Annotated in this window: 18 protein-coding genes; 5 read left to right on the top strand and 13 right to left on the bottom strand. The window is 64.0% G+C overall.

What is annotated here, in order from left to right; genetic code table 11:
* Positions 1-1,522: MFS transporter (locus A3E77_RS04300; RefSeq protein ID WP_293643604.1), on the bottom strand; the 1,522-nt coding region annotated here is incomplete at its 3' end.
* A 113-nt stretch (positions 1,523-1,635) separates the two neighbouring features.
* Between A3E77_RS04300 and A3E77_RS04305 the strand changes: the two genes are divergently transcribed.
* A complete protein-coding gene (locus A3E77_RS04305) occupies positions 1,636-2,400 on the top strand; it encodes a cyclase family protein (protein WP_293643605.1) in 765 nt (254 codons plus the stop codon).
* Here the strand turns inward: A3E77_RS04305 and A3E77_RS04310 are convergent.
* The 8 genes from A3E77_RS04310 to A3E77_RS04345 form a co-directional block, all read right to left on the bottom strand.
* Positions 2,397-2,804 (bottom strand): MAPEG family protein, encoded by a 408-nt coding sequence (locus A3E77_RS04310; RefSeq protein ID WP_293643606.1) that lies wholly within the window; start codon positions 2,802-2,804, stop codon positions 2,397-2,399. The genes A3E77_RS04305 and A3E77_RS04310 overlap by 4 nt on opposite strands.
* A 59-nt stretch (positions 2,805-2,863) precedes the next feature.
* Positions 2,864-3,235 carry a tRNA-binding protein gene (locus A3E77_RS04315; RefSeq protein WP_293643607.1) on the bottom strand — a complete coding sequence of 124 codons (372 nt, stop codon included), beginning with the start codon at positions 3,233-3,235 and terminating at the stop codon, positions 2,864-2,866.
* Between the two features lie 107 nt (positions 3,236-3,342).
* On the bottom strand, positions 3,343-5,349 hold the full coding sequence (locus A3E77_RS04320) for an acetyl-CoA carboxylase biotin carboxylase subunit (protein ID WP_293643608.1): 2,007 nt from the start codon (positions 5,347-5,349) through the stop codon (positions 3,343-3,345).
* Positions 5,349-5,798, bottom strand: coding sequence for a DUF6998 domain-containing protein (locus A3E77_RS04325; protein ID WP_293643609.1), 450 nt, complete (start codon positions 5,796-5,798; stop codon positions 5,349-5,351). Before A3E77_RS04325 ends, A3E77_RS04320 begins: the two co-directional genes overlap by 1 nt.
* A 20-nt stretch (positions 5,799-5,818) precedes the next feature.
* Complete coding sequence (gene bioB / locus A3E77_RS04330) at positions 5,819-6,847, bottom strand: biotin synthase BioB (RefSeq protein WP_293643657.1); 1,029 nt, start codon at positions 6,845-6,847, stop codon at positions 5,819-5,821.
* A 95-nt stretch (positions 6,848-6,942) separates the two neighbouring features.
* The gene (gene scpA / locus A3E77_RS04335; protein ID WP_293643610.1) at positions 6,943-9,090 is read right to left on the bottom strand and encodes a methylmalonyl-CoA mutase; all 2,148 of its coding nucleotides are present in this window, start codon (positions 9,088-9,090) and stop codon (positions 6,943-6,945) included.
* A 207-nt stretch (positions 9,091-9,297) separates the two neighbouring features.
* Complete coding sequence (gene mce, locus A3E77_RS04340) at positions 9,298-9,738, bottom strand: methylmalonyl-CoA epimerase (RefSeq protein ID WP_293643611.1); 441 nt, start codon at positions 9,736-9,738, stop codon at positions 9,298-9,300.
* A gap of 266 nt (positions 9,739-10,004) precedes the next feature.
* The gene (locus tag A3E77_RS04345) at positions 10,005-11,537 is read right to left on the bottom strand and encodes an acyl-CoA carboxylase subunit beta (RefSeq protein ID WP_293643612.1); all 1,533 of its coding nucleotides are present in this window, start codon (positions 11,535-11,537) and stop codon (positions 10,005-10,007) included.
* A gap of 223 nt (positions 11,538-11,760) precedes the next feature.
* Between A3E77_RS04345 and A3E77_RS04350 the strand changes: the two genes are divergently transcribed.
* Positions 11,761-13,170, top strand: coding sequence for a helix-turn-helix domain-containing protein (locus A3E77_RS04350; RefSeq protein ID WP_293643613.1), 1,410 nt, complete (start codon positions 11,761-11,763; stop codon positions 13,168-13,170).
* Positions 13,171-13,206: 36 nt separating this feature from the next.
* Here A3E77_RS04350 and gor read toward each other — a convergent pair whose 3' ends face one another.
* Positions 13,207-14,553 (bottom strand): glutathione-disulfide reductase, encoded by a 1,347-nt coding sequence (gene gor / locus A3E77_RS04355; protein ID WP_293643614.1) that lies wholly within the window; start codon positions 14,551-14,553, stop codon positions 13,207-13,209.
* 108 nt (positions 14,554-14,661) lie between these two features.
* Positions 14,662-16,167 carry a glucose-6-phosphate isomerase gene (pgi, locus tag A3E77_RS04360; RefSeq protein WP_293643615.1) on the bottom strand — a complete coding sequence of 502 codons (1,506 nt, stop codon included), beginning with the start codon at positions 16,165-16,167 and terminating at the stop codon, positions 14,662-14,664.
* Between the two features lie 120 nt (positions 16,168-16,287).
* On the opposite strand from pgi, the gene lepB reads away from it, so the two are divergent.
* Genes lepB through era form a run of 3 tightly spaced genes read left to right on the top strand, consistent with a single transcriptional unit; the run spans position 16,288 to position 18,748 of the window.
* A complete protein-coding gene (gene lepB, locus A3E77_RS04365) occupies positions 16,288-17,181 on the top strand; it encodes a signal peptidase I (protein ID WP_293643616.1) in 894 nt (297 codons plus the stop codon).
* The gene (gene rnc / locus A3E77_RS04370; protein ID WP_293643617.1) at positions 17,178-17,858 is read left to right on the top strand and encodes a ribonuclease III; all 681 of its coding nucleotides are present in this window, start codon (positions 17,178-17,180) and stop codon (positions 17,856-17,858) included. Before lepB ends, rnc begins: the two co-directional genes overlap by 4 nt.
* Positions 17,855-18,748: a GTPase Era gene (gene era / locus A3E77_RS04375; protein WP_293643618.1), complete on the top strand. Its 894-nt coding sequence runs from the start codon at positions 17,855-17,857 to the stop codon at positions 18,746-18,748. Before rnc ends, era begins: the two co-directional genes overlap by 4 nt.
* A 3-nt stretch (positions 18,749-18,751) precedes the next feature.
* Here the strand turns inward: era and A3E77_RS04380 are convergent, their stop codons facing one another.
* Both A3E77_RS04380 and A3E77_RS04385 read right to left on the bottom strand, forming a co-directional pair.
* Positions 18,752-19,876, bottom strand: coding sequence for a lipase family protein (locus A3E77_RS04380; RefSeq protein ID WP_293643619.1), 1,125 nt, complete (start codon positions 19,874-19,876; stop codon positions 18,752-18,754).
* Positions 19,877-20,028: 152 nt separating this feature from the next.
* A partial coding sequence (locus A3E77_RS04385) for a topoisomerase C-terminal repeat-containing protein (RefSeq protein WP_293643620.1) occupies positions 20,029-20,322 on the bottom strand: 294 nt, incomplete at its 5' end.

Consider the following 20,322-nt stretch of genomic DNA (forward strand, 5'->3'; position numbering starts at 1 on the left):
CGGAATAAGCGTTGCCGGTCTTGGCGATGATGAAGCTGGCGATCAGCGGCAGGAAACCCCCGAAATATCCCGTGCCCAGATGATAGGGGATCGACAGCGACGAATAGCGGACGTGCGGCGGGAACATTTCGGACAGCAGCGCCGCGACCGGGCCATAGGTAAAGCCCGACAATGCGCTGAGACCGAGCAGCGCCAGGAAGATGATCGCGATGCTGCCGACCCCGGGAACCTGCTTCGCAAAATCATAGCCCATCGCCTCGAGCGCGGGTTGCAGCAGCGCAGGATCTTCGCTGGCGACCTCGCGGTTGCCGATGCGAATCTGGACGCTGTCAAAGCCGCTGTCGGTCTGGACGACGGTGTAAGGCACGCCGAGCTTCGTCAATTCGCCCAAGGTGCGCCCGCAGGCCGTCGCCTGACCCTGCGCAAACGGGTCGAAACTGCACTGCGACCCGGTGACGGTCACGGGCGCGCGTTCGGCCGCTGCGGTCAGCGCCGGGTTGCCGACGCTGCCCATCCACCAGAACAGCGGGAAAAGCAGCACAAGCGTCGCGGCATAGCCCCAGACAATCGGTTTTTTGCGCCCGATGCGATCGGACAGCCGACCCGCCCAGATGAAAAATATCATACCGACCGCGGCGGCACAGCCGACGATGATCTCGGCGGCGGTATCCTCGACCTTCATCGGCCCTTTCAGGAAGGACAGGCCAGAGAACATCGCGGTATACCAGATCACCGTCAGGCCCGCGGCGATACCGAACAGCGCGATGAAGATGCGGCGCGGGTTGCCGGGATAGGTGAAACTTTCCTTCAGCGGGTTCTTCGCCAATTCGCCTTCGGCCTTCATCGCCTGAAAAACCGGGCTTTCAGACAGTTTCAGCCGCATCCACAGCGAAATCGCGAGCAGGATGATCGACAGCAGGAAGGGCACGCGCCAGCCCCAGCTTTCCCATATGGCATCCGGCATCAATGCCTTGCACCCGAGCACGACGATCAGGCTGAGTACGAAGCCGCCGACGACGCTCGCCTGGATGAAGCTGGTATAAAAGCCGCGCTTTCCGGGCGGCGAATGTTCGGCGACATAGACGGCGGCGCCGCCATATTCTCCGCCCAGCGCGAGCCCCTGGAGCACGCGCAGAAGAATGACGATGATCGGCGCGGCGATGCCGATTGTAGCCGCCGACGGGATCAGCCCGACGCCGGCGGTGGCGACACCCATCAGGGTGACGGTGACCAGGAAGGTATATTTGCGCCCCAGCCGGTCGCCCAGAAAGCCGAACAACACCGCGCCCAGCGGACGAAAGCCGAAACCGACCGCGAAACCCGCCCAGACGAGCAGGATTTCGAGCGTCGCATTGTCGCTGGGAAAAAACGCCTTGCCGATGATCGCCGCGAGTGTGCCGTAGATGAAGAAATCATACCATTCAAACACCGTCCCCGCCGACGATGCGGCGATGACCATGCGGATATCCTTCGCGGTCGGCTCGTAAACGGCGCCGGGTCCGGCGGCGACACTGTCGGTCATAGACTCTCCCCCACCCCATCGCGTTCTGACGGGGCTTTGACCCATCTCTACCGGGCAGGCTCCGCCGCGCAAGCCTTCTTGGCGTAACGTCAATCCGGTGGCAGGATGCGCCCATGCAGTTCATCGACCTTTCGATCCCGATCACCAACGACGTCGTGTCCGACCCGCCGGTGATGCGCCCCAACATCACCTACATGACCCATGAGAATACATGGGAGCAGATCGCGATGTTCTTTCCCGGGCTGACCCGCGACGATCTGCCCGACGGCGAAGGCTGGGCGGTCGAGATGCTGTCGTTGAGCACGCACAACGGCACGCACATGGATGCGCCGTGGCATTATCATTCGACGACCGACAGCGGCGCCTCGCCCGCGCCTTCGATCGACGAGGCACCGCTCGACCTCTTCTTTCGCCCCGGCGTGAAGCTCGATTTTTCGGATCGTCCGCACGGCCATGTCGTCAGCGGCGCCGAGGTCGAAGCCGAGCTGGTACGGATCGACCACGATCTCCAGCCGCTCGACATCGTGCTCGTCCAGTCGGGCGCGATCTATGGCACCGACAATTTCACCGATCAGGGCTGCGGCATGGGCGCCGAGGCGACGCTATATTTAACGGAGCGCGGCGTGCAGGTCGTTGGCACCGATGCGTGGAGTTGGGACGCGCCGTTCAGCCACACGGCAAAGCGATGGGCCGAAACGCGCGATCCGTCGATCATCTGGGAAGGCCACAAGGCCGGGCGGATCAAACCCTATTACCAGATCGAAAAGCTCACCAATTTGGCCGCGATCCCCGCGACGGGTTTCACCTTCAGCTGTTTTCCGGTGAAGATCGAACGCGCGAGCGCGGGGTGGATACGGGCGGTGGCGCTGGTGGGCTAAAGGTTCGTCGTCGCCAGCATCCAGAGCGTCCAACCGGCCAGTACCAGCAACGCGCCAAAGGTAGCGAGGACGCCGATCTGCCGTCCGAGCGGCGCCTTGCCGGGCTCCGAGGGTGTGTACAGCCCGATCACATGCGCGACGCGACCGATGAGGAAGACCGCGCCGATGATCATCAGTCCCATATGGTTGGCGCGGGCGGTTTCGAGCAGCCCCAGCAGGATGATCGTGATCGGCGCATATTCGGCGAGATTGCCGTGCGCGCGGCTGGCGCTGATCAGCTTGGCGTCGCCGTGATCGCCGAACGCTGCCTTTACGCGCAGTCGCTGGCGCACGGTGTCGATCGCGGTGACGAGCAATAGCAGTGCACAAACGGCCGCCACAAATGCAGTTACCGGTAAAGTCATGATCTCTCTCCCCCTGCGTCCGTCGGGGAGACTAGCCGCGATGCGCGGCGCGGGGAAGGTCAGAAGAGACGCGACCCGTTTGGCACAAGACGGTCGGGCGCGAAGAGTATGACCGCACCCTCATCATCGGCAAAACCGAGCGTCAGCACTTCGGACATATATTTGCCGATCTGGCGCGGCGGGAAGTTGACGACCGCGGCGACCTGCCGCCCCGGCAAATCTTCGAGCGTGTAGCGGTCGACGATCTGCGCGCTGCTCTTCTTCATCCCGATCGCGGGGCCGAAGTCGATCTTCAGCTTGAAGGCGGGCTTGCGGGCTTCCGGAAATGGCTCGGCCTCGACGATCGTGCCGATGCGGATGTCGACGCGGAGGAAATCGTCGAAGGTGATGGGGGCGGACGCCGGGGCGTCGGTGTCGTGATTCAGGTGCATTTCTTGGGTCCGTCATAGCGAGCGAAGCGAAGCAATGTCCAGCTATCGCCCTGTATAACCGATGGCTGGAGATTGCTTCGTCGCTTCGCTCCTCGCAATGACGAAGATCATTCCATCTCCAGAATCACCGCATCGACCGCCAGGCTGTCGCCCTGCGCCGCATTGACCGTCTTTACCACGCCCGCTTTCTCGGCGCGCAGGATATTCTCCATCTTCATCGCCTCGACCGTCGCGAGCGGCTGACCGGCCTCGACCTTGTCGCCTTCGCCGACGTGCAGCGTGACGAGCAGGCCCGGCATTGGGCAGATCAAGAATTTCGACAGGTCGGGCGGGATCTTTTCGATCATATGCTGGGTCAGCGGCGCAACGTGCCAGGGCAGCACGCGCACATCGTGAATGCGGCCGCGCGTCGTCATGCGCCAGCCGGTGCGCGTCTTCGCGACTTTCACCGCCAGTTCGGTCTCGTCGATCTCGGCCACGACAAGCCGGTCGCCCGGCGTATATTCGAGCGCGATGTCGATCGCCTCGCCGTCGACCTTGATATGCTTGTGGCCGAGTTTGACCTTGTGCGCGGTGCCCCCCACGGTCACCTGCCATTTGGCGGGCGGGTCGAGCCGGTCGCCGAGTTGGCCGTCGGTGCGCCGCGCACGGTCGGCCTCGGCGCTCGCCATGAAGCCCGCGATCGCGGCGAGCGCGCGGATCACATCGTCGCCCGCATCGGCGCCGTGGAACCCCTCGGGATATTCCTCGGCGATGAAGCCGGTCGTCAATTCGCCCGAACGAAAGCGCGGGTGCTGCATGATTGCCGAGACGAAATCGATATTATGGCCGAGCCCCTCGATCTCGAAGCGGTCGAGCGCCGCGACCTGCAAATCGGCGGCTTCGTCGCGCGTTTCGCCCCACGTTACCAGCTTGGCGATCATCGGGTCGTAAAAGATCGATACCTCGCCGCCCTCTTCCACGCCCGCATCGACGCGCACACCATCGACGCCGCGCGCGTCGCCTTCCCACGCCGGAACCGGCGTCCTGTAGCGCACCAAGCGGCCCGTGGACGGCAGGAACCCGCGATAGGGATCTTCGGCATAGACGCGGTTCTCGATCGCCCAGCCGTCGATCTTGATGTCGTCCTGCGTCATTTCGAGCTTCTCGCCCGCCGCGACGCGGATCATCTGCTCGACCAGGTCGATGCCGGTGATCGCCTCGGTCACCGGATGCTCGACCTGCAGCCGCGTGTTCATTTCGAGAAAGTAGAAGCTCTCGCCCGTCGGGTCGGCGCCCGACACGATCAGTTCGACCGTGCCCGCGCTGTAATAGCCGACCGCGCGCGCCAGCGCGACGCATTGCTCGCCCATCGCCTTGCGCATCTTTTCGGTGACGAACGGCGACGGCGCTTCTTCGACCACCTTCTGGTGGCGGCGCTGGATGCTGCACTCACGCTCGTTCAAATAGAGGATATTGCCGTGCTGGTCGCCGAGGATCTGGATCTCGATGTGGCGCGGATTGAGGATGAATTTCTCGATGAACACGCGGTCGTCGCCGAAGCTGTTCAGCCCCTCGCGCTTGGTTGCCTCAAAGCCTTCGCGGACGTCCTTTTCGTCATAGGCCAGCCGCATGCCCTTGCCGCCACCGCCGGCGGACGCCTTCATCATCACCGGATAGCCGATCTCGTTCGAGATGCGCACCGCATGTTCGGTATCATCGATCTCGCCGACGAAGCCGGGAACGACGTTGACCCCCGCTTCCTTCGCGAGCTTCTTCGATTCAATCTTGTCGCCCATCGCGGCGATGGCGTTCACCGGCGGGCCGATGAAGGCGATATTTTCCTTGGCCAGTGCCTCGGCGAAGCTGGTGCGTTCGGACAGGAAACCATAGCCCGGATGCACCGCCTCGGCGCCGGTCGCCTTGCACGCGGCGATGATCTTGTCGGCGACCAGATAGGATTCGGACGCGGGCGACGGCCCGATGTGCACCGCCTCGTCCGCCATCTGCACAAAGGGTGCGCGGGCGTCGGCGTCCGAATAGACGGCGACGGTCGCGATGCCCATGCGCCGCGCGGTCTTGATGACGCGGCAGGCGATTTCACCGCGGTTGGCGATCAGGATTTTCTTGAACATCAATTTTCCCTTTGCGATTGCATTGGAAGGCGATCGGCATCGCTTACGAGGGCGTCTAGCCGACGAAACGTCGCTGCGCTTACACTTCGTTGACCCGCCCAAGTTTCCGGAAGAGACATCCTCACCGGCTCTTCCGGGCCGTTGTAGATCACTTCACCAAAGCACTCGTCGTAGTTGAAATGGAAAAAGAGCAGATGGTCCGCCTTGGTTTCGACCAATCTGAAGGCTGCACCTCGCGCTGTACCGCTCGCTTTCACCTGCACGGAACGACCGTCGACCGCATATCCGTCCACGCCTTCGTTGCTCCGTCCAGTAAGCTTAAGTCCGTACAGTTCAGCCGCAACGGCCTCGCCCAAATCGCCGACCAGATTTCCATCAAAGGTGAAGTGCAAATCGACGTCGGAGAAATGATCTTTCAGTTCATTTCTTGCCGCGACTAGTTTGCGCACTGACGGTGGAAGTTCGAACCTCACTCCGCCGCTTCCATCTGCGCGCTTTGCCGCATCGGCTCTTCGCTCTCCATCGGCCGCAGCCCCAGCTTGGCGAACAGCGCCGCATCCTTGCTGTCGCCCGCGTTCGCCGTCGTCAGCAGCTTGTCGCCGGTGAAGATGCTGTTCGCGCCCGCCATGAAGCAGAGCGCCTGCGTCGCTTCCGACATGCTCTCGCGCCCCGCGCTCAACCGCACCATGCTCCGCGGCATGGTGATGCGCGCGACCGCGATCGTGCGGACGAACTCGATGTCGTCGATCTTGGCGAGCGGGGTGTCGGCCAGCATGTCGCCGAGCACGGTCCCCTTCACCGGCACCAGTGCGTTGATCGGCACGCTGCCCGGATGTTCGGGCAGGGTCGCGAGCGCGTGGATGAAGCCGACGCGGTCGGCGCGGGTCTCACCCATGCCGACGATGCCGCCGCTGCACACATTGATCCCGGCGCTGCGCACTTCCTCGAGCGTATCGAGCCGCTCCTGAAAGCTGCGCGTCGTGATGACATTGCCATAATTTTCCGGCGAGGTGTCGATGTTATGGTTGTAATAATCGAGCCCCGCGACCGCCAATGTCTGCGCCTGCTCCTTGCTGAGCATCCCCAATGTCATGCAGGTTTCCATGCCCATCGCGCGCACGCCCTCGACCATCTCGACGATCGCGGGCATGTCGCGGTCCTTGGGGTTGCGCCACGCGGCGCCCATGCAGAAGCGCTTCGATCCCGAATCCTTCGCCTGCGCCGCCGCCTGCAGCACCGCGCGCACGTCCATCAGCTTGGTGGCTTTCAGCCCGCTGTCGGCGCTTTTGGACTGCGAGCAATAGCCGCAATCCTCGACGCAGCCGCCGGTCTTGATGCTGAGCAGGGTGCAAAGCTGGATTTCGCCGCGCGCATGGTGACGGCGGTGGACGCTCTGCGCCTCCCACATCAGCTCGTCGAACGGCAGGTCGAACAGGGCGGCGATTTCGTCGCGGGTCCAGTCGCGGCGACACTCGTCGCCGCGCCCCTGCGAAGGCAGGGGCCCATCTCCTGCGCGTGCATCGAACGCTGCGCCATTTTGAGAGACTTGGTGATGGGCCCCTGCCTTCGCAGGGGCACGGTCGGTATTATAATTCACGCAGCTTCTCCAATCGGCGGCATATTATGCCCCAGCAAACGCAGCACATCGGCGGCGCATTCCACGACGTTCGAGCCGGGGCCATAAATCCCCTGCACCCCCGCGTCGCGCAGATATTGATAATCCTGCGGCGGGATGACGCCGCCCGCGATCACCTTCACATCGCCGCGCCCCGCTTCTTTCAGCTTGGCGATCAGTTCGGGGATCAGTGTCTTGTGCCCCGCCGCGAGGCTGGAGGCGCCGACGACATCCACTTCGTTTTCCAGCGCCAACACCACCGTTTCCTCAGGCGTCTGAAACAGCGGCCCCGACACGACGTCGAAACCCATGTCGCCGAAGGCCGAGGCGATCACATTGGCGCCGCGGTCGTGACCGTCCTGCCCCATCTTGGCGACGAGCAATTTGGGTTTGCGCCCCATGCGGCGTTCGACCGCCTTCACGCCTTCGAGCACCTGGCTCCAGCGGTCGTCGCCCTCATAGGGCGCGGCATAGACGCCCTTCACCGGCGTCGGCTGCGTCGCATAGCGCTGGAAACTTTCCTCCATCGCCGACGAAATTTCGCCGAGCGTCGCGCGCGCGCGCGCGGCTTCGACCGCGTGCGCGAGCAGATTATTCTCGATCGACTGCTCACCCGCCGCGGCATCACGCAGCGCCTTCAGCGCCGCTTGACACGCCGCCTCGTCGCGGTGCGCCTTCATCTTGTTGATCCGTGCGATCTGGCCTTCGCGGACCTTGGCGTTATCGACCTCGAGCGTTTCGAGCAGGTCCTCATCCTTCAGGCGATATTTGTTCACCCCGACGATCACATCGTCGCCGCGGTCGACGCGCGCCTGCCGCGCAGCAGCAGCCGTCTCGATCATCGCCTTGGGCCAGCCGGCGGCGACGGCCTTCGCCATGCCGCCTTCCTTTTCGACGCGCTCGATGATCTCCCACGCCTTGTCGACGAGTTCCTGCGTCAGCGCCTCGACATAATAGGAGCCGCCGAGCGGATCGACGACCTTGGTCATCCCGGTCTCTTCCTGGATGACGATCTGCGTATTGCGCGCGATGCGGGCGGAGAAATCGGTCGGCAGCGCAATCGCTTCATCAAGCGCGTTGGTGTGCAGCGACTGGGTGCCGCCGAGCATCGCCGCCATCGCCTCGATCGTCGTGCGCATCACATTGTTGTACGGATCCTGCTCGGTCAGCGACACGCCCGACGTCTGGCAGTGCGTGCGCAGCATCTTCGACCGCTCGTCCTTGGCGCCAAGGTTGGTCATCACGCGGTGCCACAGCACGCGCGCGGCGCGCAGCTTCGCTATCTCCATGAAGAAGTTCATGCCGATCGCAAAGAAGAAGCTGAGACGTCCGGCGAACTTGTCGATGTCGAGACCGCTGGCAACGCCGTAGCGCACATATTCGGCGCCATCCGCAATCGTGAAGGCCAGTTCCTGCACCTGCGTCGCGCCGGCTTCCTGCATATGATAGCCCGAAATCGAGATGCTGTTGAACTTCGGCATCTCGCGGCTGGTGTAGCCGAAGATATCGCTGATGATCCGCATCGAGGGTTCGGGCGGGTAGATATAGGTGTTGCGGACCATGAACTCCTTGAGGATGTCGTTCTGGATCGTGCCGTCGAGCAATTTGCGATCGACCCCCTGCTCCTCGCCTGCGACGATGAAAAAGGCGAGGATCGGGATCACCGCGCCGTTCATCGTCATGCTGACCGACATCTGGTCGAGCGGGATGCCGTCGAACAGGATCTTCATATCCTCGACGCTGTCGATCGCGACCCCGGCCTTGCCGACGTCGCCGACGACGCGCGGATGGTCGCTGTCATAGCCGCGGTGGGTGGCGAGGTCGAAGGCGACCGACAGCCCCTTCTGACCCGCGGCGAGGTTACGGCGATAGAAGGCGTTCGATTCCTCGGCGGTCGAAAAGCCCGCATATTGACGGATCGTCCACGGCCGCCCCGCATACATCGATGCGCGGACACCGCGCGTGAAGGGTGCGAAACCGGGCAGGCCGGGGTCGGTGGTGACGTCCTCGGCCGTGTAGAGCGGCTTGACGGCGATCCCCTCGGGCGTGTGCCAGGTGAGGTCTTTGCCTTTGACTTCCTTGGCGGCGGCAGCGGCCCATTGATCGAGGGTTCGTTTGTCGGTCATATGCAGTCTCTAATCCCAAACCCCCTCTCCCCTTGCGGGAGAGGGATGCGAAGACTTGGCGAGTCCCGAGCTTGTCGAGGGGGCCGCCTAGTCGTAGCTGGGAGAGGGGTCGCGAGCCGCAGGCTCGCCAACCAACCCCTCTCCAAGTTCCGGTAGGGGACAAGTCCCCAACCTCCACTTTCCTCCCCCGCAAGGGGGGAGGAGCAATTAATGCGCCCCCTTCGGCGTCTCCATAATCTCGGTGAGCACCCCGCCCATATCCTTGGGATGCAGGAAGAAAATCAGCGTCCCATGCGCCCCGATCCGCGGTTCCCCCAGCACCCGCTTGCCCAGCGCCTCGAACGCCGCCTTGGCAACATGAATATCGGGCACTTCGTAACAGACATGATGCTGCCCCCCCGCCGGGTTCTTCTCCAGAAACCCCGCGATCGAAGTGTTGCCGGGCAGCGGCTCGACCAGCTCGATCTGCGTCCCGTTCAGCGCCCCTTCGGCTCCCGGCGTATCGACAAAACACACCTTCACCCCCTGCTCGGGCAGGTCGAAGGGTTCATGGATCTTCGTCGCGCCCATCACGTCGCGGTAGAAGACGATGCTGTCGGCGATCGACGGCGTCGCAACGCCGATGTGGTTGAGGCGGCCTAGTTTCACATCAAAACTCCAAATATCTGAAGGGCGATTGAAGCGACGAACATTAATGCAAAAAACCAAACCAGGACCGCCATCACCCTCTGCCACACTACGGCCGCCCGAAACCCTTTGTCAGCGCGGCGCCAAGGTCGAGGGCGCCGCATCTCGACCCATTCTTCGGGAATCTCGCCCTGATCGTGCCAAGTGGCGGCCTGTCGCCAAAACCATAGCCCAAGGAGCGATAAGGCAATTGCTGAAGCGGCTTTGACTGCAATCATTAGCATGGGTCACAGCGGAATATTGTCATGCTTCTTCCACGGGTTCTCCAGCTGCTTATTTCGCAGCTTCCGCAGCCCCAACGCGATGCGCTTCCGCGTATTATGCGGGTGAATAACCTCGTCGATATACCCCCGCGACGCCGCGACGAACGGGTTCGCAAAGCGGTCCTCATATTCCTTCGTCCGCTGCGCGATCTTTTCGGGGTCGCCGATGTCGCTGCGGAAGATGATCTCGACCGCGCCCTTCGCCCCCATTACCGCGATCTCGGCGGTCGGCCAGGCATAGTTCAAATCGCCGCGCAGGTGCTTTGACGCCATCACGTCATACGCGCCGCCATAGGCCTTACGCGTGATCACCGTGATCTTGGGCACCGTCGCCTCGGCATAAGCGAAGAGCAGCTTGGCGCCATGCTTGATGATGCCATTATATTCTTGGCTCGTGCCAGGCAGGAAGCCGGGGACGTCGACGAAGGTGATGATCGGAATCTCGAACGCATCGCAGAAACGCACGAAGCGCGCCGCCTTCTTCGACGAATTGATGTCGAGCACCCCCGCCAGCACCAGCGGCTGGTTGGCGACGATGCCGATCGTGCGCCCCTCGATCCGCCCGAAACCGCAGATGATGTTGCCCGCATGCGCCGGCTGCACCTCGAAAAAATCGCCTTCGTCGACCGTTTTGCGGATCAGCTCGTGCATGTCATACGGCTGGTTCGCATTGGGCGGGATCAGCGTGTCGAGGCTGGGTTCGGCGCGGTCGAACGGATCGCTCGTCGGGCGCACCGGCACCCCGCTGCGGTTGTTTTCGGGGAGATAGTCGAAGAAATCGCGCGCCGCGAGCAGCGCCTCGATATCATTCTCGAACGCCAGGTCGGCGACCGAGCTTTTCGTCGTATGCGTGATCGCGCCGCCCAGTTCCTCCTGCGTCACCACCTCGTTGGTCACTGTCTTGACCACATCGGGGCCGGTGACGAACATATAGCTCGAATCCTTCACCATGAAGATGAAGTCGGTCATCGCCGGGCTGTAAACCGCCCCGCCCGCGCACGGACCCATGATCAGGCTGATCTGCGGCACCACGCCCGACGCTAGCACGTTGCGCTGAAACACCTCGGCATAGCCGCCCAAGGACGCCACGCCTTCCTGAATGCGCGCGCCGCCGCTGTCGTTCAGGCCGATGATCGGCGCACCGACCTTAATCGCATTGTCCATGACCTTCATCATCTTCTGCGCGTGGCGCTCGGACAGCGATCCGCCGAAGACGGTGAAATCCTGGCTGAAGACATAGACGAGGCGGCCGTTGATCGTGCCCGACCCGGTGACGATGCCGTCGCCGGGGATTTTCTGGTCCTGCATCCCGAAATCGGTGCAATTATGCTCGACATAGGTGTCGAGCTCCTCGAACGACCCCTCGTCGAGCAGCACGTCGAGCCGCTCGCGCGCGGTCAGCTTGCCCTTGCTGTGCTGTGCGTCGATGCGCTTTTGCCCGCCGCCCAAGGCAGCGGCGGCGCGACGGCGTTCCATTTCGGCGATATTGGCGGACATTCGGCTCTCCGGTTTTCTGGAGCATGCCGTCTGCGCCCGCGCGGGCCCCGATGCAAATGTGAATTTGCAAAGTTGCAAAGTCGGGTTTTGCAAAGTACAAAAAGTCTCTCCCCTTGCGGGAGAGAAAGACTTGGCTTGGCAGCTTGCTGCCTAGCAAGTCTTGAGAGGGGGCTGACGCCCCGCCCCCTCTCCAACTCCGGCTAGGGGAGAGGAAAGGAGTGCGATGACCCCCAACCGCCTCTACGCCGGACGCCAACTTCGCGGGCTTCGCGAAACCCGCGCGATCCGCCAGGCCGACTTCGCGGCGCAGCTCGGCATTTCGGCGTCCTACCTCAGCCAGATCGAGCATGACGACCGCCCGCTGACCCCGGCCCTCCTCGATCGTCTGCAAAAGCTGTTCCCGCTCGAATGGGAGGACGTCGCAGCCGATACGGGCGACCGCCGCGCGGGAGCGTTGCGCGAGGCTGCGGCCGACCCGCTCTTCGCAGGGTCGCCTTTGCCGCCCGAACAGCTCGAACGCGCCGCGCTCCAACAGCCCATGCTGGCCGACCAGTTCATTGCGCTCCACGCCGCCTATCGCCGCGCCGGGCAGCGCCTCCAGATCATCGACGAGGCGCTCACCGGCGGCACTGCCGAGGGGAGCCGGCTGCCATGGGAAGAGGTGCGCGACTGGTTCCACGACGCGGGCAATTATGTCGACAGCATCGACCGCGCTGCCGAGGCGCTGGCAGGGCGGCTTCGCGGCAAGGAGCCGTCGCCCGCAATCGAGACGATCGAGCGAAGGTTGCGCGATGCGCTGGGCATTTCGATCGTCTATCAGCAGACGCAGACGCTGCGCGATTATGACGCAACGATGCGGCATCTGGTTATCGACCCGTCGCAACCCGCCGAAAGTCGGCGCTTCCAGCTTGCCCACCAACTCGCCGCGCTGGCGCTGGCGCGTGAGATCGCTGCGGTGGTCGAGGCGTCGCCGCTGCGCACGGCCGCGGCGCGCCAGCTTCTTCATGTCGGCCTCGCCAATTACGCTGCGGGCGCGGTGCTGATGCCCTACGCGCCCTTTCGCGCCAGCGCCCGGGCCGTGCGCCACGACATCGACCGACTGCGCATGGACTATGGCGTCAGCTTCGAGCAGGCGTGCCACCGCCTCTCGACGCTCCAGCGCCCCGGTGCGCGCGGCATTCCGATGTTTTTCTGCCGCGTCGACATGGCGGGCAATATCACCAAGCGGCACAGCGCCACGCGGCTGCAATTCGCGCGCTTTGGCGGCGCGTGCCCGCTGTGGATCGTTCACGAGGCCGCCGCGATCCCCGACCGCATCCTGTTCCAGCTTGCCGAGACGCCCGATGGCCTGCGCTATGTCTCGATGGCGAAGGGACTGGTCAAACCGTCGGGCAGCTACGCGCGCAGCCCGCGCCGCTACGCCGTCGCGCTGGGCTGCGAGGCGCAATATGCGGCCGATTTCGTCTATGCCGACGGGGTCGACGTCGCCGCGCCCCAAGCCGCGACGCGCATCGGCCTGTCGTGCCGCATCTGCCCGCGCGACGATTGCGATCAACGCGCCTTCCCGCCGAGCGATCGTCCGATCCTGGTCGATCCCGACCGGCGCGACGTCGTGCCCTATCGAATCGGGTGATCTTCTCCCCTCCTGTTCGCGGGAGGGCGCGATATGCTACTTCAGCAACACCAGCTCTTCGGCCATGCTCGGATGCAGCGCGACGGTGTTGTCGAAATCGGCCTTGGTCAGCCCCGCCTTCACCGCGACCGCCGCGGCTTGCAGGATTTCGGGCGCATCGGGACCGATCATGTGGAGCCCGACGACCTGGTCGGTCGCGGCGTTGACGATCATCTTGTACAGCGCGCGCTCGTTGCGCCCCGCGAGAACATTTTTCATCGCGCGAAAATCGCTGGTGTAGACGCGGATCGAACCAAGCTTGTTGCGCGCCTCGGCCTCGGTCATCCCCACCGCGCCGATCGGCGGATGGCTGAACACCGCGCTCGGCACATTGGCATAATCGACCAGCGTCGGCTTGTTGCCGAAAAAGGTGTCGGCGAACGCCTGCCCTTCGCGGATTGCCACCGGGGTCAGCTGGATGCGGTTGGTGACGTCGCCGACCGCAAAGATGCTCGGCACCGACGACTGGTTCCGCTCATCGACCTTGATTGCGCCATGGTCGTCGAGTTCGACCCCCGCTTCTTCAAGGCCCAGCCCCTTTGTGTTCGGGACGCGGCCCGCCGCGACCAGCACGGCGTCGGCCTGGATCGGGTCGCAATTGTCGAGATGGACGGTCAGCGACCCGTCCGCGTTACGCTCGATCGATTGGAACGGCGCATTGAACCGGAACTCGATTCCCTTGGTCATCGAAATCTGGAGCAAGCGATCGCGGATCTGCTCGTCATAGCCGCGCAGGATCGTGTCGCCGCGGTTGACGATCGTCACCTTGCTGCCAAATTCGTTGAAGATGCCTGCAAATTCATTGGCGATGTAACCGCCCCCGGCGATGACCACGCGTTTCGGCAGCGTGTCGAGATGGAAGACCTCGTTTGAAGTGATCGCATGTTCGCTGCCCGGAAATTCGGGGACATGCGGCCAGCCGCCCGTCGCGATCAGGATGCGTTCGGCACGGATCTCCTGCCCGTCGGCCAGCCGCACCGTCTGTGGTCCCACCACCGTGGCGCGCGTTTTGAAAACCGTCACCTTGTGGTTTTCAAGCGTCTGTCCGTACAGGCCTTCGAGGCGGGTGACTTCGGCAAGGACATTGTCGCGCAGACGGTCCCAATCGAACTTGCAATCGGGCACATCCCAGCCAAACTGCCGCGCATCCTTCAGGTCTTCGGCAAAATGGGCGCCGTAAACCAGCAGCTTCTTGGGAACGCAGCCCCGGATGACGCAGGTTCCGCCGACCCGATGTTCTTCGGCTACCGCGACGCGCGCGCCGTGCGATGCAGCGATACGCGAGGCGCGAACCCCGCCCGACCCGGCACCGATGACAAACAGGTCAAAGTCGAAATTGCTCATGGGAACCCCTGATCTGGACGGCCGCCTGTTATGCGCGCCGGCAGCCTATGTGGTTACGCCGCGCAGCGATGCCAATCGAATTTTGCACTGACAGCGAGTGACGCGACCTTAATTGCCCATCGCGGCGTGCATCAGCGCCTGTGTGGCGGGGTCGAATTCGATCGTCCCCTCGGCAAGACCCTTTGCCATTTCCTTGCCCAGTTCGACACCGAACTGGTCGAACGGATTGATGCCCAGCAGCACCGCATTGGCGAACACCCGATGTTCGTAAAAAGCGATCAGCGCGCCCAGGCTGTGCGGCGTCACCTGGTCGAGCAGGATCGTCGTCGAGGGGCGATCGCCCGGATAGTGGCGTGCCCCGTCGGCGTTGGCGCGCCCGGTCATCAGCGCCGCGCCCTGCGCGATGCAGTTGGCGACGAGCGTTTCATGATGTGCTTCGTCCAGCAGATGGTCGGGTTCGCGCGCAACGACGAATTCGACCGGGACGAGATGAGTCCCCTGGTGGAGCAATTGGAACACCGCATGTTGGGCATCGGTGCCCACTCCGCCCCAGGTGATCGGTGCACTGTGGCGGCCCACCGCCGCGCCGTCCAGCGTCACCGACTTGCCGTTCGATTCCATTTCCAGCTGCTGGAGATAGTCGGGAAGCAGGCGCAGCCGCTCGTCATAGGCAAACACCGCGCGCGTCTCGCAGCCGAGCCGGTTCGCATAGATCTGGTCGGCGAACGCGGCGAGCAGACAGATATTGTCGGCGCCGTCGGCAAGCCGGAAATGGCGGTCCATCTCGGCCGCGCCTTCGAGCAGGTCGGCGAAGGCATCCCAGCCGAGTGCGAGTGCCGCGGGAAAGCCGATCGACGACCAGAGCGAATAGCGGCCGCCGACGGTTTCGTTGAACGGCAGGATGCGCGTTTCGTCGACACCCCATTCCATCGCGCGTTCGGGCATGGCGGTCAGCGCGATGACGCGCCCGATCGGATCGTCGACCCCGCCCTCTTCGAGCCATTGCAGTGCCGACGCGGCGTTGAGCAGGGTTTCGGTGGTGGTGAAGGTTTTCGACGCGACGGCGATCAGCGTATGTTCGGGGCTGAACCGCGCCAGTGCTTCGTCGAGCGCAGCGCCGTCGACATTCGAGACGACCGCGACGTCATAGCGCGACCCGTGCCGCCCCAGCGCATCGATCAGCAGGTCGGGGCCAAGTGCCGACCCCCCGATTCCGATATGAAGCAGGTGGCGGATTTCACCGAACGCCCCCGCCTCGATCGCGTCGACCATCATCCGCATTCGCTGGTGCAGCGCCTGCGCGCGGTGCACCGATTCGGGTGCGCCGTCGCCGCGTTCGGCGCTATGTTCGGCGGCGCGCGCCTCGGTCGGATTGGCGATCCCGCCAGAAAACAAGATTTTGCGCCGACCCGAAAAATCCTGCGCGTCGGCCAGGTCGGAGAGGATGGCAATCGCCCGCGGATCGAGATGGGTCTTGGCAAAGTCGAAGCGAATGTCCGCGACGCTGCGCACCAACGCCTGCAACCGCGTCTCGGGATCGGCGGCGACAAGGTCGGTCAGCTTTTGCGGTTGCCAGTCGGAAAGGGCCTGCCAGGCCAGGGGAGCGGTCGTCATGAAATTCTGTCCTCGGACGGGTGAAACTTTCCCATTCTCTAGGCCCGCCGCCCACCGCGCGCCAGTGGCGTCCGCCGATATTTGCTTGACGTGGCAACCTATTCATCGCCAATGCCGCGCATGACCAACGCCAGCTTTACCGCCGATGTGACGCCCCCTCCCGGCCCCGCGCCGTCCGCTCCGACCCCGGCCCCCGTTTCGGCGAAGGAAGAGGCGGTCGACACCGTCCGTTTCCTTGCCCTGCTTGCGATCGCCGTGCTGATTTTCCGCAGCTTTTTCCTGTCTCCGTTCAACATTCCCTCGGAATCGATGCAACCGCGCCTGCTGATCGGCGACTATCTGCTCGTCAACAAAATGGCTTATGGCTATTCAAAATACAGCCTGCCGTTCAGCGCACCGCTGATTCCGGGCCGGATTTTCGCGCGCACGCCCGAACGCGGCGACGTCGTGGTGTTCAAGGCGCCGCCGGTTGCCGACAACGACTATATCAAGCGCGTCATCGGCCTGCCCGGCGACAGCGTGCAGGTGACCGGCGGCATTGTCTGGCTGAACGGAAAGCCCCTCAAGCGCGAGGCGATCGCCGATTTCGTTATCCCGGTGACCCCGAACATGATCGCGGCATCGCGCGCGACGGGGACCCTGCCCTGCTATTCGCCGGAGTTTGAAGAAGTCGCCGCCGACGGAACGCGCCAGTGCCGTTACAAGCAGTTCCGCGAGACGCTGCCTAGCGGCAAAAGCTACAACATCCTCGACATCACGACGATCGCCGAGGACAACACCCCGCTCGTCGTCGTGCCCGAAGGCCATTTGTTCCTGATGGGCGACAACCGCGACCGCAGCGCCGACAGCCGCTTCCCGGCGATGGAAAATCAAGGCATCGGCCTTGTCCCCGAGGAAAATCTGGTCGGCCACGCGCTTGTCGGCATGTTCTCGACCGACGGATCGGCAAGCTGGCTCAACCCGATCAGCTGGTTCACCGCGGCGCGCTGGGAGCGCATCGGGGACGGCTTTTGAGCGATGCCCTCGACACCGGGGCGCTGGCCGAAATCATCGGCTTCACCCCGGACGACCCGGCGCCCTATGAACTGGCGCTGACGCACGGCAGCACCGGGCGCCCCGATTACCAGCGGCTCGAATTTCTGGGCGACCGGGTGCTGGGCCTCGTCATCGCGTCCGAACTTTACACGCGCTTCCCCACCGCCAGCGAGGGCGAAATGTCGTCGCGGCTGCACGTACTGGCGTCGGGCGCAACCTGCGCGGCGGTCGCGCAGCGGCTGAACCTGACCGCCCTCGTCCGCTTTGGCGCGCAGGCGCGCAATGATGGTGGTCGTTACAGCGACAATATCGCCGCCGACGCGATCGAGGCGCTGATCGGCGCGCTCTATCTCGATCGGGGCGCCGACACTGCGCGCCGTTTCATCCTGGCCCATTGGAACGAGATGATCGACGGACAGCAGGCGGCCCCCAAGCATCCGAAGGCGGCGCTCCAGGAATGGGCGCTCGCACGCAAACGTCGCCCGCCCGAATATGAAATCGTCGCGCGCGAGGGCCCCGACCATGCGCCGCGTTTCCGCGTCGCGGTCAGCATCGGCAAGCTCGCGCGCGCCGAGGCCGAGGGTGCCAGCAAACAGGCGGCCGAAAAAGCCGCTGCGACGGCCCTGCTCGCCGAACTCGAAGGAATGAAGCCATGACCCACCGCTGCGGATTTGTCGCCGTCGTTGGCGCGCCCAACGCGGGTAAATCGACGATTGTCAACGCCCTCGTCGGCCAGAAGGTCGCGATCGTCAGCCCGAAGGCGCAGACGACGCGCACTCGGTTGATGGGCGTCGCGATGGACGGCGAGACGCAGATCGTGCTGATCGACACGCCGGGCATCTTCGCGCCCACCCGCAGGCTCGACCGCGCGATGGTTGCGGCGGCCTGGAACAGCCTCGATCAGGCCGAGGCGATCCTGGTGATGATCGACGCCGCAGCGAAACTCGGCGAGCGCGCCGAGCGCGTGCTGCAGGGGATCGAGGGGCGGCCCGAGAAGAAGTTTCTCGTCCTCAACAAGGTCGACCTGACCAAGAAGGACAAATTGCTGACGATCGCGACGCAGCTCAATGAACGCGTGGCGTTTGACGAGACTTTCTTCATCTCGGCCAGCACCGGCGACGGGGTTCCCCAGCTCAAGGCGACGCTGGCAAAGCTGATGCCCGAGGGACCATGGCATTTCCCCGAGGACGAGGTCAGCGATGCGCCCGAACGCATGCTTGCAGCCGAAATCACCCGCGAACAGCTCTATCGACAGCTCCACGAGGAACTGCCCTACCAGTCGACTGTCGAGACCGAGAAATTCTCGACGCGCCCCGACGGCAGCGCCGAAATCCACCAGCAGATACTGGTTGCCCGCGACAACCAGCGCGCGATCATCCTCGGCCACAAGGGCGAGCGGATCAAGGAAATTGGCAGCAAGTCGCGCGCCGAGCTTGCCGAGCTATTGGGCCGCAAGGTCCACCTGTTCCTGCATGTGAAGGTCAAGGCCAATTGGGACGAGGACCGCGGTGTCTATCGCGACATGGGGCTCGACTGGGTCGACTGACCGTTAAATCCGGCGGCAGTCGTTCGGCGGCGGAGTGCCGTCGAAGCGCGCGCTGATCCAGCCGATCGTTTCCTGCGCGCTGTCGCGGGCGCTCGACCCGTGATCGCCGGTCATGTCGATCCAGCGTAACGCCGTGCCCCGTCGGCACACGGCCTTGGCGAATTTGCGCGTCACCGATGGCGCAACGATCGTGTCGTTGCGGCTCTGCGCGATCAGCAGCGGCCCCGGCACCCGCGCGGCATCGACGCTGTTGGCGCGCGCGAAGCTGCCGAAGGGTTCGATCTTGGCGATATCCTTGTTCTTCGTCGCGCGGACGATGGTCAATATGCCCAGGATCGTGCCAAGCTTGGGCTTCTTGTCGAGGCTGACGCAATTATTCTGTGCCAGCCGGTTGATGATGCCTTCGTTGGTGCGATTGACGACGCCGTCCATCGAGAAACCGTACAGCGTCGACCAGCTGTGCAGCGCGAAAGACAGCAGCAGCGCGCGCGCATTTTTGTCGCTGCCATCGCGCAGGTTGGCGGCAAGGTCGGTCGGCGGCGCCGCGGCGGCGGTGGCGATCAGGGTCAGGTCGGGCGCGTAGGCTCGCGCCGTGGTGGCAGTCCATAGTGCCGCGTGGCCGCCCTGCGATTCGCCCCACACGGCGAAGTCAGGTCCCGCCGCGGCGCCCGGAATTTCCCGCGCCGCGCGCACACCATCGAGCACCGCCTGCGCGGTATCGGGGCCGACGAGAAACGGGTGCATCGTCGGGCTGGCGAGGCCGATATAGTCGGGTGCGACGACCACATAACCGCGGCTGACGGCGTCGATGCCGGCGGTCGCGGCAAAGAAATTCGGACTAAGCGATGGCGCGCATTTTTCGGCGACGCCCCATGCGCCATGGGTCCACGCAATGACGCGGCGCTGGCGGGTTGGGATCGCCTCGCGCGGTGCCGCAACGATGCCGGTGACCTCGAGCGGCTGACCATATTGGTTCGTGGTCCAGTATCGCACCCGCCAGGCCTGAACGCCCGCCGGCGAATCGACCACCGGGACAGCCGCAATCAGCCGCCCCGCCTGTTGCGCTGTGGCGGGTAGCGCGAAGCCCAGCGATAGGCTGAGCATGACGGCGACAAGCAGGTGGCGCATGGACGGTCTCCCCGGATGTACGCTTCCTATCATGCCTTCGCTGCGGCAGGAATGCCCCAGCACCTATTCCCGCTAAGGCGGGAATCCATCACCGGATGCTGCGGCCCGAAATGTCGGGTGATGTGTCCCCGCCCTCGCGGGGACACGGCACCTTATGAGTCTTCGGTCGCCTTTTTCTTCGCGGCGGGCTTTTTCGCAGCGGACTTCTTCGCGGGTGCCTTCTTCGCGGCAGCCTTCTTCGGTGCTGCCTTCTTCTTGCCCTTCGCCGGGCCCTTCGCCGCGCGCGCGTCGATCAGCGCGATCGCTTCTTCGAGCGTCAGCGTCGCCGGGTCGGCGCTCTTCGGCAGCGTCGCATTGGTCGTGCCGTCGGTGACATAGGGACCGAAGCGCCCCTCCATCAGCTTCATCTCGCCGCCGCTGGTCGGATGCGGGCCAAAGGTGTTGAG

The organism is Sphingopyxis sp. RIFCSPHIGHO2_12_FULL_65_19 (assembly GCF_001830555.1).
GTDB lineage: Bacteria > Pseudomonadota > Alphaproteobacteria > Sphingomonadales > Sphingomonadaceae > Sphingopyxis.